Origin of the sequence: Paenibacillus sp. GCM10012306 (assembly GCF_042649265.1) — a bacterium.
Lineage (GTDB): Bacteria > Bacillota > Bacilli > Paenibacillales > Paenibacillaceae > Paenibacillus_AQ.
Genome location: NZ_JBHRYW010000011.1, coordinates 160,776 through 177,048, shown reverse-complemented (window position 1 = coordinate 177,048; position 16,273 = coordinate 160,776). Strand labels below are relative to the sequence as shown.

Annotated in this window: 8 protein-coding genes; 3 read left to right on the top strand and 5 right to left on the bottom strand. The window is 51.1% G+C overall.

From position 1 onward, the window contains the following. Positions 1–572: 572 nt before the first annotated feature. Together ACFORK_RS22250 and ACFORK_RS22245 are read right to left on the bottom strand one after the other, a co-directional pair. Positions 573–4,292: an S-layer homology domain-containing protein gene (locus tag ACFORK_RS22250; protein ID WP_379203125.1), complete on the bottom strand. Its 3,720-nt coding sequence runs from the start codon at positions 4,290–4,292 to the stop codon at positions 573–575. A 78-nt stretch (positions 4,293–4,370) separates the two neighbouring features. After that, complete coding sequence (locus ACFORK_RS22245) at positions 4,371–5,207, bottom strand: hypothetical protein (RefSeq protein WP_379203123.1); 837 nt, start codon at positions 5,205–5,207, stop codon at positions 4,371–4,373. Positions 5,208–5,807: 600 nt separating this feature from the next. Here ACFORK_RS22245 and ACFORK_RS22240 point away from each other — a divergent pair. Together ACFORK_RS22240 and ACFORK_RS22235 are read left to right on the top strand one after the other, a co-directional pair. Further along, on the top strand, positions 5,808–7,175 hold the full coding sequence (locus tag ACFORK_RS22240; RefSeq protein WP_379203121.1) for a dicarboxylate/amino acid:cation symporter: 1,368 nt from the start codon (positions 5,808–5,810) through the stop codon (positions 7,173–7,175). Between the two features lie 146 nt (positions 7,176–7,321). After that, positions 7,322–8,176, top strand: coding sequence for a protein-glutamine gamma-glutamyltransferase (locus ACFORK_RS22235; protein WP_379203119.1), 855 nt, complete (start codon positions 7,322–7,324; stop codon positions 8,174–8,176). A 169-nt stretch (positions 8,177–8,345) separates the two neighbouring features. Here ACFORK_RS22235 and hflX read toward each other — a convergent pair whose 3' ends face one another. From hflX to ACFORK_RS22220, 3 genes are all read right to left on the bottom strand, one after another. Beyond that, positions 8,346–9,611 carry a GTPase HflX gene (gene hflX, locus ACFORK_RS22230; RefSeq protein ID WP_379203199.1) on the bottom strand — a complete coding sequence of 422 codons (1,266 nt, stop codon included), beginning with the start codon at positions 9,609–9,611 and terminating at the stop codon, positions 8,346–8,348. A 605-nt stretch (positions 9,612–10,216) separates the two neighbouring features. Further along, entirely contained in the window at positions 10,217–13,249 is a 3,033-nt protein-coding gene (locus ACFORK_RS22225) for a DEAD/DEAH box helicase (RefSeq protein WP_379203196.1), read from the bottom strand. Positions 13,250–13,251: 2 nt separating this feature from the next. After that, the gene (locus ACFORK_RS22220) at positions 13,252–14,892 is read right to left on the bottom strand and encodes an SWIM zinc finger family protein (RefSeq protein WP_379203117.1); all 1,641 of its coding nucleotides are present in this window, start codon (positions 14,890–14,892) and stop codon (positions 13,252–13,254) included. A gap of 102 nt (positions 14,893–14,994) precedes the next feature. Between ACFORK_RS22220 and ACFORK_RS22215 the strand changes: the two genes are divergently transcribed. Beyond that, a complete protein-coding gene (locus ACFORK_RS22215) occupies positions 14,995–16,272 on the top strand; it encodes a sensor histidine kinase (RefSeq protein WP_379203115.1) in 1,278 nt (425 codons plus the stop codon). Position 16,273: the final 1 nt, after the last annotated feature.

The window sequence follows — 16,273 nt, the reverse complement described above, 5'->3', positions numbered from 1 at the left end:
AAAATATACTTTTTCCGGCTTCTCGGCGAAATCGCGGCAGACTCTCCTTTCCTATGAATTCAAAAAAATAATTCCACCCAAGTTAGTAGGAAAAAATGTTAAGAAGATTTTACCACTGGTAAAATGTAAAATCTATATGAAAATAAAAAATATTTTAGTAGATTTTCAACCCTTATATTGGAATATAAAGATTATGATGGGCAAAAAACGTTGGAAATGGCTCTGTAAAAGGGATTTTTGTTAACAAATGGTGTTATGTTAATACATACTCTTTTAATAGGAAATGAGGTTCACATCTCCGACAAATGACCCAATTTCTCGCACGAAACCAACTATTAAAACACATCATAAGACACAAAGTGAGTCGCCAAGCAACACGATTGTAACAAACATTGAATCGGAAATAGGGATAATTTCGTAGATATAAAGCAACGGTAAAATGCTGTTTTTAAGAACAGGAGAACAGATGCAATCACAGCTCGCAACCTATTAGGATTAGAAAAGGAAAAGCCTCGGAACCCTATGAAAAAGGGTCCAGAGGCTTTTTTAGAGGATAAAGAGCGGGGTGGGCACTACTTGGAAAGGAGATTAAACAGTACCTGTGCTACTTCTGCTCTTGTAGATACACTACCAGGGTTAAGCTTGCCGTTGTTTCCTGCAATGACTCCAGAGGCTGTAAGAGCCTGCAGGGCTTCTTTGGCGTAGTCTGCGATCTGGCTGGCATCGCTATAGCTGGACAGAGCAGGGCCATTCTTAGACGCTGGGAGCTCTCCCAAGACATCCAGAGAACGATACAGTAGCGTGAATAGCTCCTGGCGTGTGATTTTGCTGTCAGGCTTGAATTGATTCTCGCCGACACCTGTGGTAATACCTAGGCGTTTGGCAGCAGCCAGATAGCCGGTGTAATACGTGTTTCCGGCGTCAGCGAAGTTATCGGCAGCATTCTCGTCGGCATCAATGCCATAGGCTTTCAGCAGCAGAACAGTGAACTGTCCGCGGGTGACCGAGGCGTTCGGGCTGTAGTGGCTGTCGTCCGTTCCAGACGTGATGCTACGGGCAGCCAGGAAGCTAACGGCATCGTTGTACCATGCAGTTGCTGCAACATCGGCGAAGTCAACTTTGTTGTAAGCGACGATGTATTGGGAGAAGTGAGTAGTGACAAAATCCACAGTTCCCGCAGCATATTTGCCACGTACATTGTCGAGACTTCCCGACTCATTGATATGGTAGATGATGATAGAATTCGGCTCTTCACCGGCTTGCAGTTTGTAAGGAACGCTGATCTGCACTTTACCTCCACCGAAGCTGGCAACAGCAAGCTCGCCTGCTTTGACAGACAGATCGTAGACGGGTCTGTCACCAAGGACAGCTTTACCTTCGTCGGTGAGTGAAACCTTGGCGATCCGAATATGGATATCGCCCTCATCTTTAGCTCCGCTGATATTAGCGATTGCTTTGGCATCCAAAGTGATCGTTCCCACGTTGGCATAGTTAATCTTAACCTGAGCTTTTGTGCCGGAAGCAACTGCATTGAACGCACTTCTTGGAATGGTTAGCTCAGCGGTTTGAGTCTTAGCAGTAGTCTCAACCTTGATTTCTAGCAGTGCCGATTTTCCATCGGCTTCTGCTTTTTTAGCACTCTCTACAAGTTCCGTTACATCAGCTGCTGTAATGGAAGCTGTCGTAACACCCGTAGATTCATCAGTAGTAGCAACCGCTGTTTTAGAAGCGATGATTGTATTTCCTTGAGCACTAGTAACTGGTGCCGCACTGGCAGTAGGTGCCGGACTGCTAACTGGAGTCGGTGCAGGTGAGTTGCTGCCAGTTGATGGACCGGTATCTCCGCCACCGGTTGGTGCTTTGTACTCCGGTACGACTACATCAGTTACAGGGCTTTCTTTGTAGCCTTCTTTGGCAGCATATCGCACGTTATAAGTACCAGGCACAAGTCCTGTAATTTCGACATCTGTGGCGTATACATAATTAGTAACAGTGGACAGTTTATATTCCAGTGCTGGCGTTGTGCCGGTGATACGTCCGTCATTATTGGCAGATGAAGTAGGGGCGATACCGGTGAGGCCGGTCGGCGCTGCTTGCTCTGCGGTATAGGCTGGCACAATTACATCGGCTGCTCTGCCCGCTTTGAAGCCTTCCTTGGCTGCGTATCTAACGTTATAAGTACCAGGCACAAGCCCTGTAATTTGGACATCTGTAGCATAGACATAATCGGTTACGCCCGCCAGTTTGTATTCCAGTGCAGGTGTAGTTCCGGTGATACGTCCGTCATTATTGGCAGGTGAAGTAGGAGCAATGCCTACCAGTCCGGTTGGTGCCGCCTGCTCGCCGTATGCAGGTACCTCAACGCGAGTTACAGGGCTGGCACTGTAGCCTTCCTTGGCGGCATAGCGAACTTCGTAGAAGCCAGGCACGAGCCCTGTGATAGCTTCGCCAGTCACTGGAATGTAATCAGCAGCAGCGGCTGGCTTGTATTCCAGAGCTGAATTGGTTCCTGTAATTTGCCCGTCATTATTGGCAGGTGTTGTAGGAGCTACGCCGATCAGTTCAGTTGGTGCTGCTTGCTGGTGTGTAAAAGCTGGTACGACGATTTCGATGGCTTGACCCGGTTTATACGGGATTGCAGTTGCTCCTGCTGCATTAGTTGGACCTTGATAACCCGGTTTGGAGGCATATCTTACCTGATAGGTGCCTGGTGCCAGCCCAGTAATGGCTTCACCGGATACTGGTTTGTAGTCAGCCTCATCGGCGCGTTTGTACTCCAGGGATTTGTTCAGAACGCCTGTAATCTGTCCGTCGTTCGCGGTGGTCGAAGTTGGCGCTACCGCTGACAGTTCGGTTGGGATGGCTTCCAGTCTGGAGAAAATTTTATCTAACGCGTTCAGGTAGAAGCCATATCTTGCACCGATAGCGTAACCGTTGCTGATGTTATCGGGCTGGATATTTGTCCAGCTGTACATCAATTCGATGTGTCCAAGAATGGGAGCTGGTTGCCCGTTGTCATCCTTATTGTTTTTGCTGTAGGTAAAGAAATAAGGAACTTGCAGACGATCTCCATAGATTTGCGTACCATTTTGATCCACATAACTAATTGTGTTAGGTGGAGTTGCTGTGTTGTCTTGTGTCTTGATATTGGTCAAATAATTGTTTACGAGATCAACATACAGTTTAGCATAAGAATGCTTGGTGTCCCGGACTTGCAGCTCATTATTGGTGTGTGGATTTCCATCTTTGGAGGAATTGCCGCTATTGTTGTTCGGCACTCCTACCGTCACACCGGAATCAAGCTTTGTATCCCACAGGTATATTTTCTTGATGTTGTTCTTCTTGGCTTGCTCGTTAATGTATTTAATGACGGCCTGGGTATTCGGGCACCAGGAACCCCCGAACAGGAAGGCATAGTTGCCGTCGCTGGACAAGATTTCTTTTAATTGATGATAGGTAACATGTTCGTAGACGAGATCGCCGTCAGCCTGGGTAAAGATCGTTGGCTTGCCCGGATTCTCTCCTTCATAGTTCTTGTTAAATGCAGCTTTGATATACTCCGATTCATTGATCGTATCGTATTTCACAGCTTTGGCGAATACGGATCGAACCTGGTCCTTATAGGCGTTGACCTTGGTTTGATCAAGGGTTCCGTTAGTTTGGAACTGTGACCAGGATTTACTGTCATTAAGGTAAGAGACAATTGGAGCACTGTTGCCTTGGGCATCCTTGTTGTCCTTGTTGTAGACAAACAGGAACGGTGCTTCGATTTTGTTCGCCGAGACTGTGCTGCCGTTCTTGGCTGTATAGCTCACATTGTGCGCCGGGTCGTTTTTATCGTAAACATTCAGGTTCGTCAAATACTTGTTAACCAGATCTACGTACTTGTACGCGAATTTGTTATTGGTATCTGCGATTTGTAGTGTATCGCCATCCAGCTTGGTATCAAAATTATAAATAGTAGAAATGCCGTAATCCTTGGCAACTTCATTGATAAAGCCGATATCTGCTTGTGTATTCTCATCCCATGAACCGCCTACCAGAACGGCATAGGTGCCTTGGGTTTCAAACAAATGAACGATGTCCTCGTAAGTTGCTGTTTTATAGACATGGTTCGGATCGTTCAACTTCGGGTATACCTTGCTGAAATAATCAAAAGTAGATAGAGGAGTAGCAGCTGTAGAAACGGTTGTTTCAGCAGCCGCTGCCCGGCCTGCCTGAAGAGGCAGGACCGCCAGGGAGGCTGCCAGCAGCAGACTCACGATTTTTTTTGGCTTGAACTTGATGGCCATTGAATTTGCACCTCGATTTCTGTCGTTTTCTGAAAATATAGTTGGCTGGAGCTTAGCTCAGCGGCGATGATGCAGTAATCAAGGGCATACTTCTTCATCAGATGACGAAGCAGGTGCAGGTGCTGGTGCCTGATCAGAGGCAGGTGCCGGAGCTTGCACACTCTCTGTTGGGGCAGAAGCGCTTGATTTGGAATGAACGGGTTCCGCAGCTGGAGCAGCGGTAGCCTTGGCTTTCACCACTTCGGTCGTGGAGAAGGTGATTTTCTTGGCTGGAGCAGCTGTAGGCTCCGGTGCAGCAGTGGCTTTAGCTTTAGCTTCAACAGCTGGAGCTTGTGCTGGTGCTGCCGTCGGTTGGGCGGCTTTCACTGCTGGAGCAGTGGTAGCTGCCGGTGTGGTCTTGGAGACCACGGGCGCTACTGCGGCTGCAGGTGCAGTGGTTGCTTGCGGCTGTGCCGGTGCAGTTTGTGCGGCAGGTGCAGCAGTGGCTTGTGCTGGCGCAGCTACTTTGACAGCGGCGGTGGTCACGATTGCTGCTTCGGCAGCTGGTGCAGAAGCTGTCTTCACCTGTGCGGCTTGTGCTGGCGCAGGTGCTTCAGTTGCTTGTGGCTGTTGGGTATTAGCCACAGCGGTTTGGTCGGTAGTTGCGGTAGCGGCCTGTTCGGCAGGCGCGGCAGTGGCCTCAGCCTGCACAGTTTCAGCGACTGGCGCAGGAGTCGCTTCCGGTTGAACGGTCTCGGCTACAGTCTGCACAGCTGTCTGTGTGCCTGCAGCGGAGGCGGTATCAGTGGTTGCAGCGGTGGTATTGTTTTGGACAGGCGCAGCTTCCGGTTTTTTCTGATTGGCCGATACGGCGGCATAAGTCAAAGCGGAGAAGACTACAGCAGCAGTAACGATCGAAATAGTGAGCTTTTTCATAAGAGTAATCATCCTTTTCTTTGCGCCCTGGGCCAGGCAGACAAGACGGTTAAGCCTGTCGCCTCCGGGCTTATTTTTAGTGCGTTTTGCGAAAAACAATTTGGCTTCGAAAACATGTCTTGAGCAGTACGTGTATATCCATTCCTTCAAGCTGGGTTCCAGCGGAAACAGCAAAAAGACTCAGGCAGGTGGTGCTATGACATCACCTGCTGAATCTCTGGCTGTCCAGTAGACTCATTACTCCGCTAGTTATGTATGCTCATGCTGGATTGATCGGCTAAAGTTCCATCCCCCCTTTTTTACGCCAATAAAAAAACCAGAGACTCAAGAGAACGCATACCTAGCGCTCTAACTCGAATCTCTGGCTGTCCAGTTGATTCTATCCCTTTGGTGATCCAGCAAATGATGCATGCATCGTGTGATGTTTTTAATATTATTCAATGCCGAAAGTAGTTGTCAATCAATATTTATTTTTCATACCGAAATTATCGGAATTAAATAGGATTAACATATTATTACATTGACTTTCATAGATTTTGAATATACATTATTTTCATTATTCATATCAAATAAGTGGGGTATGGGAGGGTTTTAGAAAGAATGAAGAATATAGACAATAATCTACTCTCGGCGATTCAAACAAACTGGTACGGATTTGTAGTTTCCATCGTTGTTTTTGGAATTTTATTTCTTCTGGCACGCAAGCGGGTAGGTTTTGGTACCCGGGTTATCATCGGTTTGGTAATTGGACTTGTGGTCGGGATTCTCTTTCAAAAGCTGGAGTTTGAGACTAAGGCCATCAGCACCTTCGGCAGTATTTATGTAAGTCTGATCCGCATGCTTGTTATTCCTCTTGTATTCATTCTTGTATTGAACAGTATCGCATCTCTGACCAATCTGGAGTATTTGCGTAAAGTTGGTATCAAGACCTTTGCTTGGTTCCTGGGGACAACGGGAATCGCTTCTATTATAGGGCTGACGGTAGCCCTACTTTTCAACCCTGGTCAAGGTATCCAGCAGGAAGTGCCAGCAGACTTCACTGCACGTGAGATTCCAACCTTCTCGCAGGTCATTCTCGACCTCGTACCTTCTAACCCGGTGAATGAAGCAGCGACTGGCAAGGTGGTTCCACTGCTCATCTTCGCAGTCTTCCTGGCGGTAGCAATTATCAAGATTGGTGCTAAAAAGCCGGAGGCAGTAAAGCCTGTACGTGATCTGATCGAATCCCTGACCCTGGTTCTGCACCAGGTCGTCAAATTCATTATCCGCTTAACACCATATGGCGTGTTCGCACTCATTGCCGCGATTACGGCGCGTTACGGATGGGAGACGTTGCAAGAGCTCGGAAGTGTTATTGTTACCTCCTATGTAGCCTTGATTATCCATTTTGTACTGATCTTCGGTGGCTTGGTCTTCTTCGTAGCCAAGGTTAATCCGATTAAGTTCTTCCGCAAAATCTATCCGACCATCGCTGTAGCCTTCACCACTCGCAGCAGCTATGCTACGCTTCCGGTCAACTTGGAAGTTATCACTAAGCGCTTGCATATCTCGCCGCGTATTGCGAGCTTTATCGCTCCGCTTGGCGCATCTGTGAACTTCAATGCCTGCGGCGGTATCTGGCCAGCAATTGTAGCGGTGTTCACTGCTCAGGTATTTGGTATCAACTTGACCGTAACGGACTACATAGTTCTAGTGCTTGTTAGTATTATTTCTTCTATTGGTGTAGCCGGAGTTCCTGGTCCTGCGGTAATTTCTACTACAGTTGTATTAACTGCACTGGGACTGCCACTTGAAGGGATCGCGATTGTGGCAGGCGTAGAAGCACTTATCGATATGGGACGTACTGCCGTGAATGCGACAGGGACTACCGTTACAGCTCTGTTGGTTGCTAATTCGGAAGGTGAATTTGACCGTGAGGCCTTCAATTCGGATAACGACGACGATGAGATCGTGCTTGGTACGGCATAATTTAACCTAACATTAAAAACAACACTACAACCCTCCAGTTCCTGCACGTGCGCAGTGCTACTGGAGGGTTGTTTTGCACATCCATGGAAGTTGCAACGTACAATAACCTATATTTTAGAGAATACAGAGTCATGGGAGGTACAGCAGTGATTACGTTCTTGAGTGGCGATATCAACGACATTAACATGCCCGGTTTGTCCGGGGTAGAGCGGGAGATTGTGGCGGAGAAACAGAGAAGTCCGGAGAACTATGTGTACGAAAATCCGGCGGCACTGGAATTCGAGTTGAAGACAAGAAAGCACATTGTGGATGCAGCAAGGGCGCTGGATGCTAGCGGAGCGGAGTTTGCCTCCTTCGAGACGACTCGGGGCAACCCGAATTACTGGACCCGAACCAGCAAAGGCGGGCTACAGCTGAGAAAAGGGGTTCAGCCATCCGATGGGATCAACGACATTTTCCGTCACGGTTATCTTTATGCATTTGAATGCGCAACAGCTACAGTAGTGATTCTATACAAGGGCGTCCTTGATGCGCTGGGTCCCGCTGTATTTAACGCCTATTTCAATGATTTGCTCTTGTATGACTGGCATTATGATAACGATTTGCAGCTCACTACTATTAATAACAATCTGGAGGCCTATCCTGGCGATGTGCAATATTTCAAGAACCCCGATCATGATCCGAATAAACCTGAGTGGCAGGGTGAGAACGTTATCGTCCTGGGCAATGGAAAATATTTTGGTCATGGCATCGGGATCAGCTCCGGGCAGGGCATCATTGCTGCGCTGAATGAGGAAAGGGTACCGGGAAGCACAACGTCTGCGTATCTCTTAGATGAGACTTTTCATCCCGACTTTGAGTATTTGCGGAAATTATCCGAGGGGCAAAGCCGTTCGTCTTCTGGAGTCAGAGGTCCAGACCGGGCGGTTATCGCCAGAATTGGGGGTCATCAGTATATTTATATGTATAAAAAGGCAGACCTCCCTACCACATCGGTATAAACCAGCGAGTTTTAAACTATGAACAAGATCGCAAAGCATCAAAAAACCGGCGCTACGCTACGTCATGAACGTGTGCAGGCCGGTACATCCACCTTTCAGGAGGTCTCAGAAAGACAAGCATTCCCCCCAACCTATCAGAGATTGGAGGGCTGTCTTGTCTTTCTGACTTTTAAAGTTGGACAAAATCGTTACGGTACTTCTCAAAGTCTGCAATTTTACACTCCAGCGTCATCCGGGTACCATTTTCTTCATAGCTGACGGCTTGGACATGAGCGTTCTCGTTGAAGTAAGAGACTAAACGTCCCTGGTCAAAAGGCACGAGAATCTCGCATTGCATATAGTCATTGAACACATGACTGCGGATCAGCTCTGTCAATTCTGAGATGCCTTTATTCTGCTTCACGGACAAGTACAGGTTATCCCCTTCAACCAGCGGGTAGGACAGCTCTGTCAAATCTGCCTTGTTGTAGGCGTAGAGGACCGGAATCTCATTTGCGCCAAGCGCCTTCAGGGTCTCCTCCGTCACAGCCATATGCTGCTTGTGCTGCGAATCAGCGATATCAACGACATGAATTAGCAGATCCGCTTCGGTCACTTCTTCAAGCGTGGAGCGGAAGGCTTTGACCAGATGGTGAGGTAGCTGGCTTACGAATCCTACTGTATCCGTCAAGAGAAAGGTTTTGTGATCCGGTAAATCGATACTGCGTACCGATGTTTCCAGGGTGGCGAACAGCATATCCTTCGCGAATACCTGTTTGTTGGAACCTGGGTGGTAAGTCTCAACCATAGCGTTCATCAAGCTGGATTTGCCGGTATTGGTATATCCAACGAGACAGACCACAGGTATTTCATTCTTGTGGCGTTGCTTGCGTTGAATCTGGCGCCGGGCTACCTGCTGTGTAAGCTCAGTCTGGAGAGCGGTGATGCGCTCCTCGATTCTCCGCCGGTCGAGTTCAAGCTTCGTCTCCCCGGTACCTTTGTTCTTCATGCCGGCACCACCGCCCTGGCGTCCCAGAGATTCACGCAGACCCGATAGGCGGGGGAGCATATATTGCAGCTGAGCTACTTCCACCTGGAGCTGGGCTTCCTTGGTCTTGGCCCGTTCGGCGAAGATGTTGAGGATCAGAATTGTCCGGTCAATAACCTGTCGGTCCAGTGTGGATTCCAGATTGCGGATTTGGGAAGGGGATAATTCATCGTTAAAAATAACAAGTTCAGTATCCGCTGCTTCCATTAAAGCTCTCAGCTCTCCGATTTTACCAGTCCCGAGATAATGGGAAGGGTTGATCCGGCTGGTCTTTTGGCTTAATTCCCCAACAACCTCGATATTGCATGCGGCTGCGAGATTGCGCAGCTCTTCCATGGAATAGGCGAAGTTATGGTCTTGTTGAAGCTGGACTCCAACAATGATTGCGGTCTGCTGTGTAGGTTCCATCATATATAATCATCCTCCGTTATTTAGCAAAAAGTGAAAATCGAAATTCAGCAAAAATAAAAATCAAAAAAAGCACAGGCCATCTGCCTGTGCTTACAGTATCTGTAGAGGACTTCAGAACAAGGAACCAAGGGAAGACGTGCTTCCGCTGCGAGACCTGGTCTTCCATAGGATGCAGGACACAAATAACCTTCCGCATGAGGGTGGATGCGTGAAATCTCCCCTGCGATAGCAGGCTATGCTTGTGTTCATGGGTTACTATGGAGGTTCCTAAAGGCGGAATGCCGAAGAGCGTGAAGCTTCTTCGGACAGTCCATAGCTGTGGGTTACCTTTAAAAATGGCAGACCTATCCTGAGTCCTCTGCACATGGGCAGAGCTTGAGCGCTATTCAATTAGCCGCGCAACGTACGAACTCGGATAAAGTCTATCACACGTAACCCTCCGTTCAATCAAAGTTAAGTCGATTCTAACACATGCACTAATTTATGGCAAACCCGGTATGATCCCGGGTTCACTTCAAAGCTCTACATAATGAAAGAGAGCCTCCATGTCTGTAGCGTACAAGAAGATAAAACCTCACGGGCTTACGGATAGGCACACCACTTTACGCCATCCACTCCCTGCGCAGGGTAAACAAGTCCTTGAGCGCGTCTGTAGACAACTCGGTAATCCAGCCTTCTGAGCTGGAGATGACATTGTCGCTAAGCTGCTGCTTACTCTCCAGCATCTCATCAATACGCTCTTCGAGCGTGCCGAGGGAGATGAATTTGTGGACCTGAACATCCCGGGTCTGACCCATCCGGTAGGCCCGGTCGGTCGCCTGATTCTCAACGGCAGGGTTCCACCAGCGGTCGAAGTGGAACACATGGTTGGCCGCGGTCAAGTTGAGGCCAACCCCGCCGGCCTTCAGAGAAAGGATAAAGACGTTAGGCTGATCGGACGCTGCATCGGTCGAACCTGTTCGCGCAGGAGCTTGGAAACGCTCGATCATACGATCGCGTGACGTTTTGGAGGTGCTACCATTGAGATACAGCACCGGCTCTCCCAGCTCCTGCTGGAGCACAGCCTGCAGCATTTGGCCCATGCCGACATACTGCGTGAAGATGAGGCAGCGCTCATCCTCCTCGCGCAGCTCCCGTACCATGGCCATCAAGCGCTCCAGTTTGGCTGAACGCCCGATCAGGGCCGGGGCGTTCAACGGTGCCATCTCTCCTGAATCGGCGTCCATCTCCTGCAAGGCTTCCTTCGATAGCAGTGCTGGGTGATCACATAGCTGCTTGAGCCGGGTAAGTGCCGAAAGAATAGCACCCTTGCGCTCGATGCCTTCAAGCTTCTGCACACGTTCCAGTAGTTCGTTGACGGTCTGGTCATACAGTGCAGCCTGTTCTGCCGTCAGGTGAATATAGGTCTTCATTTCGTTCTTATCCGGCAGATCCAGCTGGATTGCCGGATCTTTCTTCTTGCGCCGCAGCATGAACGGCTTGACGAGTCGTTGCAGCTCACCTGTACGGCGCTCGTCATGCTCCTTCTCGATGGCATTGCTGAAGCGGTCCTGGAACGACTTGGAGCTGCCAAGGTAACCCGGCGAGATAAAGTCGTAGATCGACCACAGCTCGGAGAGACGGTTTTCGATCGGTGTGCCTGTCAGCGCAATCCGGTGCAGCGCCGGGAAGCTGCGCACGGCGACCGATTGCTTCGTCTGGGCGTTCTTAATATTCTGCGCCTCATCCAGGCAAATGCACCCCCAGGTGAACTGCTTCAGCAGTTCCTGGTCCAGCGAAGCCGTGGCATAAGATGTCAGTACCACATCGGCCTGCGAAGCGGCTCCATAGAAGTAGCCGGCTTCCAGACGTTTGCTGCCGTAATGCAGCATAACGTTCAGGGACGGGGCGAAGCGGGCCAGTTCTTTCTGCCAGTTGCCGAGTACCGAGGTCGGGCAAATAATGAGCGATGGCCAATCCGCAGGGGCCGCATGGGGGTCCCGTTTGACAGCCGCGTCCTGTTTGGAGGCGGCGGTATAGTGTTCTTTAAGGTGGAGCAGATAGGTGATCAGCTGCACCGTTTTGCCCAGGCCCATATCGTCGGCCAGGCAGGCGCCAAGCCCGAAGCGACGCAGGAAAGCCAGCCAGGCGAAGCCGTCGTGCTGGTAGCTGCGAAGCTCGGCCTTAAGGCCGGCCGGCACCTCGGGCTTCGGCCACTGGGCCTGTTGCCCGAGCTGGCCGATCAGGCCGAGCAAGTGCTCGTTCAGCTCCACCTCCAAGCGGAGCCGTGAGGCCTCTTCCTGAAGCTGCTCTTCAGCGGCTTCAGCGTTCTCGGCTTCATCACCTGCATTCAGGAGATGAAGCTGCAGAACATCCTGGAAGGACAAGCCCTGCGACTTGTCCATGCCAGCCATGGCCCGCTGAATCTGGGCCAGGAGGGTGGGGTCGAGCGAAATCCACTGGCCGCGGAAGCGGACCAGACGCTCGCCCCGGGCGACCAGCTCGGCGAACTCGGACTCCGAGAGGTCCGCGTCGCCGATGGAGATTCGCCAATCGAAGTCGATCAGCGAATCCAGCCCGAATAGCGACTGGCCGTTGCGCTCGCCCTCGCCGGAGCTGACCTTGGCGCGCAGTCGCGGCTTCTTCCGGCTGGCGGCTTCCCACCACGCCGGGAGCAGCACCTGCCAGCCCGCTTCCAGCAGCCGGCGGCTGTCCGCCGTCAAGAAGCGCCAGGCCAGCTCATTGCTAAGCGGCGCGCCTAGCACATCGGCGCCGTCCAAGAGCTGCTCGCCTGGCAGGCTGGCGCGCAGGCGGGTGAGCCAGCCTGCGGCGCGTTCGCGGACATGGGGCGTCCACGTCGCAGGCCACTTCCCGGCGGCTTCGCCCACGCCGCTCAGCTGTATCGGTACCAGCACGGACTCGTCAAACTTGTCCTGCAGGACAAGCCTCAGCACCCAGTGCGGATCATCCCTTTTCGGCTCCAGCAATTGCAGTGCTGGGCGGAATGGGGCGGTGTCGGTCTTCCAGCCGATGGAGATCAGCCAGGAGGCCTCATCCATCCCTGCCGCGCCTGAGCCGCTTTTATCGAACAGCAGTGGGTATTCGCTGCGCAAATCGCCAGCCGCAGCTTCAGTTCCGTAATATCGCTGAAACACCGCTGCTGAGAAGGCTGCACGTAGTCCTTCCGTGAACTCGGAATTCTCAGTAAGCATCTGGCGTAGAGTAGACGATTCGTTTCGGTCTGTGGCGATGCGTACAAGCGCGGCGTCTTCCCAGGTCCATTGCAACTGCCCTTTCCGATAGGCGGACAGACTTGGAATATACTTTTTCCCGTTCAGGCAGTCCGTCAGTAGGGGGGCCAGTACATTAAGCCGGGCAGCGCTGCCTTCCCAGACCCAATGTACATGGCTCAGAAGCTTAAGCTCTGCGAAGAACGGGATTACCTGCTCTGCAGGAAGAATCACCAGTTCCACATCCTCCACCTGCCGCACCGCCAGCTCTGTACCATAGAAGGAAGGTTCATGCCAGGCGAACAATCGCTGTTTGAGGGTCAGACCAGGAACATAATCATCCCGTTCGTTAATCCCAAATATTAAGGCATCGCCGTACTCGCTCAAGGCAAGCTTCACGGTGATCGCATTCAAATGCATATTGATGCTCATGTGATTAGCTTTCCTTTCCGAAGCTCTTCCTGCAAGGCGCGCAGCCTGCTATTCCGGACGGAGAACGAATGCATGTACAGCTCCCAGCGCTCCTCCTGCTTCATTTTCTTGTATAGCTTGGATAGCCGCTTCAATAACTTAACTGCGGCTTTATAACTTTGCCTGTTCTTGTCCAGTACGAATCGTTCTACAGCCTGATGGTAGAAGGGGAGCAGCGTTTCCGGTGCGTGCTTCTCCAGCGGCTGAAGGTCCCGAACACGGAAGTCCGCAGGCTCTTTACCGTTTGCAAGCTGGTAGTCCATCCAGGCTTGCCATTTCTCATAGATGATCAGTTTCTCGCTATAGATCTCACCGGCCAAAGGCAGCATTTCGCTCAGGGTGCTCCACATCAATGGCTCGCTTTCCGGTCGCTGGGCAACGGCCGCATCCCAGTAGGTCGAATAATCCTTCAAATTACCGTAGATTCGGCTACCGAGCAGCGGACCGGTCTGGGTTAGCCAGTTCACCAGTCGTTCCCAATCCCCGGTGTTGTATAAGGGCTCTAGGAAGCCGAGCAAGTCTTCTGGTTGTAGAGCCGGGGTATCCGCAGCGGTGCGAAGATGATCCCAAGCGGGAGGATCATCCCCGAGGTAGAAATACATCCGGCTCTGCGCCAGCAGCCAGGCATGTCGCGAGAGAGAAGTGCCGAGCTCTGTCTCTGCTGCACGTAGCTGAGCAATCTCCTCTTCGTATAGCTTGTTGTCGCTGAGGTTGGGTTCGAGCCAATATTTCCAGTACAGCTCATAAGCTATACGGAAATAAGGCTGCTCACGGGAACGGCCGCGTGGCTCTGATAGCATTTGCATCCGTAGATAGGCCAGAATTTCCGTCGCACGAGGCCATTGCTGTGATTCGACCTTCAGCGGCAGGCCGCTGGTCAGGAGCTGCCCGATGGAATCCTGCAGCTCCGTGACAGTCAGATGGGCGAAGTAGCCCATGGAGGAAGCGAACGCACCTTGCGCCGCACCCTGGGGTTTAGTTATCGTTTCCAGCACAAAGAGGTGGGCATGAAGTAAGAACAGCTTCTCTGTAGCCGGAGACATCGATGGTTTGTATTTCAGAATGGCAGCGATGGCTTTCTCGGCATAACCCGGCGTCCGGCTCGTGTGAGCCAGTGGTGCGATGCAGCTTACACAGTACTCGCGCCACTCCGCAACTCCGGCATCGGGCATCCGGTCTGCCTGTTCTTTAAGCAGATCTTGCCGTGCTAGCATTGAGGCGGCCCCGGGAGGAAGCTTGGGACTGGCTGGGGGATGCAGGGAGGCGGCGGCCTTGGCGTTCGCTAGCATCTGCACGGAACGATTTTGCATGTCTGCATAATGCATCAGCACAGCAGCCATATGCTTGCAGGGGCCTTTGACAGGACATTCGCAGCGGCTGTGGCCGAGATTGTCCAGATCGATGGTCACGGAGTAGTCATCGTTCCCTTCAACGAGCGTGATGATTTTGTGGTCATCGGTCACCGCAAACGGCCGGACACGTTTTTGCTTATAATATTGAAATCCACGTTTGAGCGTCAGATCATCAAAAAGATACGCCACATCCTGAATGAGCTTGTCCCACTGCTCATCATCCATGGCATCTATAGTAGATTGCATCGCTTTGTTCTCCCGTAATATATAGTTGTTGCGTTATCTTCTTCTATTATATCACTTATTGTCTGCTGTTCTCTTCATCGTCAAATGGTGGTTTCGGATAGCATGAATGATATAGATTTGCCGGGGTTATTGACTTATACTTACAGAAAAATGAAAAAGAAGGGTGTGACCCGTTTGGCTGTGCTTAGACAACCCCGGCATTGGCTGGACTATGTGGTCCTTGGAATTCGTTTGGTGTGGGGAGGGCTGGGCATCTCGGGCCTTCACTTCAGTATCGGGAGCCACGGTGTGCTTTTTTGGTTGGGGGCGGCGGGATATTTGCTGTCGAGCTGCGTTCCCTTTGGTCTCTATATGCTTCGAAACGTGCCCCGTTATCTCCCGGTTGCAGCGGAGCTGCTTATTACAGGCGGACTGTTTCTGATTCTTCCAGAAATGAGAGAGACGGTCTTTGCTTTTTTTCAGGTACCTTTTTTAACACTCGGCTATTTATGTATGGGCTGGCCCACAGCGGGGGCGCTCCTGGCCGCCTTCTTCCTCCCGGTCCTGCTGTCTGGCGGGGTGCGGGAGATGCCGCGTGCCGAATTTATCGATGCTACAGCCAATCTGTTGGTCCTTCTCGGCATCGGATTTTGTTTTCAGAAGCTGGTCCATTCCTATCATAAAATAAACGGGATGTACGATATCATTCAAGAACAGAACGCAACCCTTGAGGTTTATGCTAGTCAGATTGAATCGCTTACCCTGGCAGAGGAACGGAACCGTCTGTCGCGTGACTTGCATGACACGGTGGGTCATACCTTTACTGCGACCATAATGGGGATGGATGCTGTTCGCTATCTGATAGATGTGGACCCTGAAGAGGCCAAGAAGAATTTGGCCGAGCTGCTGCAGATGACGAGAACCGGACTGGACGAGATCAGGCAGCATATTCACGGGATTGCGCCGGAGGCGCAAATTCACTCTCTCTCGGATGTGCTGAGCCAGGTGGCCCGGCAATTCGAGCAGCATACGGGAATGAAGGTGACACTGGAGACTGACGGTACCACAGTAGAGACATCGGAGCAGGTGCGGCTGGTTCTGATTCGCTGTCTTCAGGAATCACTGACCAATGCCAAGAGACATGGGGCAGCTTCCGAAGTGTCTTTAAAGCTCATTACCCGGGCTGATTTTATCACTCTAAGGATCGAGGACAATGGGAGAGGGATTGAAGGGACTGGTGAGCTGATCCATGGATTCGGATTGAAAGCCATGGAACAACGGGTGGCGAATCTGAATGGCAGACTGGAGATTGCTGTAAGAGACGTTGGAGGAGTATTGGTAGACTGTACAGTACCGGTTCGGCCTCGTAGGGTGCCGGAGATTGGAAGGGAGGGAGCATAAT

What these genes read in the sequence shown, in the direction of transcription:
- ACFORK_RS22250 (WP_379203125.1), bottom strand. Translation starts at nt 4,292, where the DNA reads ATGGCCATCAAGTTCAAGCCAAAAAAAATCGTGAGTCTGCTGCTGGCA.
- ACFORK_RS22245 (WP_379203123.1), bottom strand. Translation starts at nt 5,207, where the DNA reads ATGAAAAAGCTCACTATTTCGATCGTTACTGCTGCTGTAGTCTTCTCC.
- ACFORK_RS22240 (WP_379203121.1), top strand. Translation starts at nt 5,808, where the DNA reads ATGAAGAATATAGACAATAATCTACTCTCGGCGATTCAAACAAACTGG.
- hflX (WP_379203199.1), bottom strand. Translation starts at nt 9,611, where the DNA reads ATGGAACCTACACAGCAGACCGCAATCATTGTTGGAGTCCAGCTTCAA.
- ACFORK_RS22220 (WP_379203117.1), bottom strand. Translation starts at nt 14,892, where the DNA reads ATGCAATCTACTATAGATGCCATGGATGATGAGCAGTGGGACAAGCTC.
- ACFORK_RS22215 (WP_379203115.1), top strand. Translation starts at nt 14,995, where the DNA reads ATGAATGATATAGATTTGCCGGGGTTATTGACTTATACTTACAGAAAA.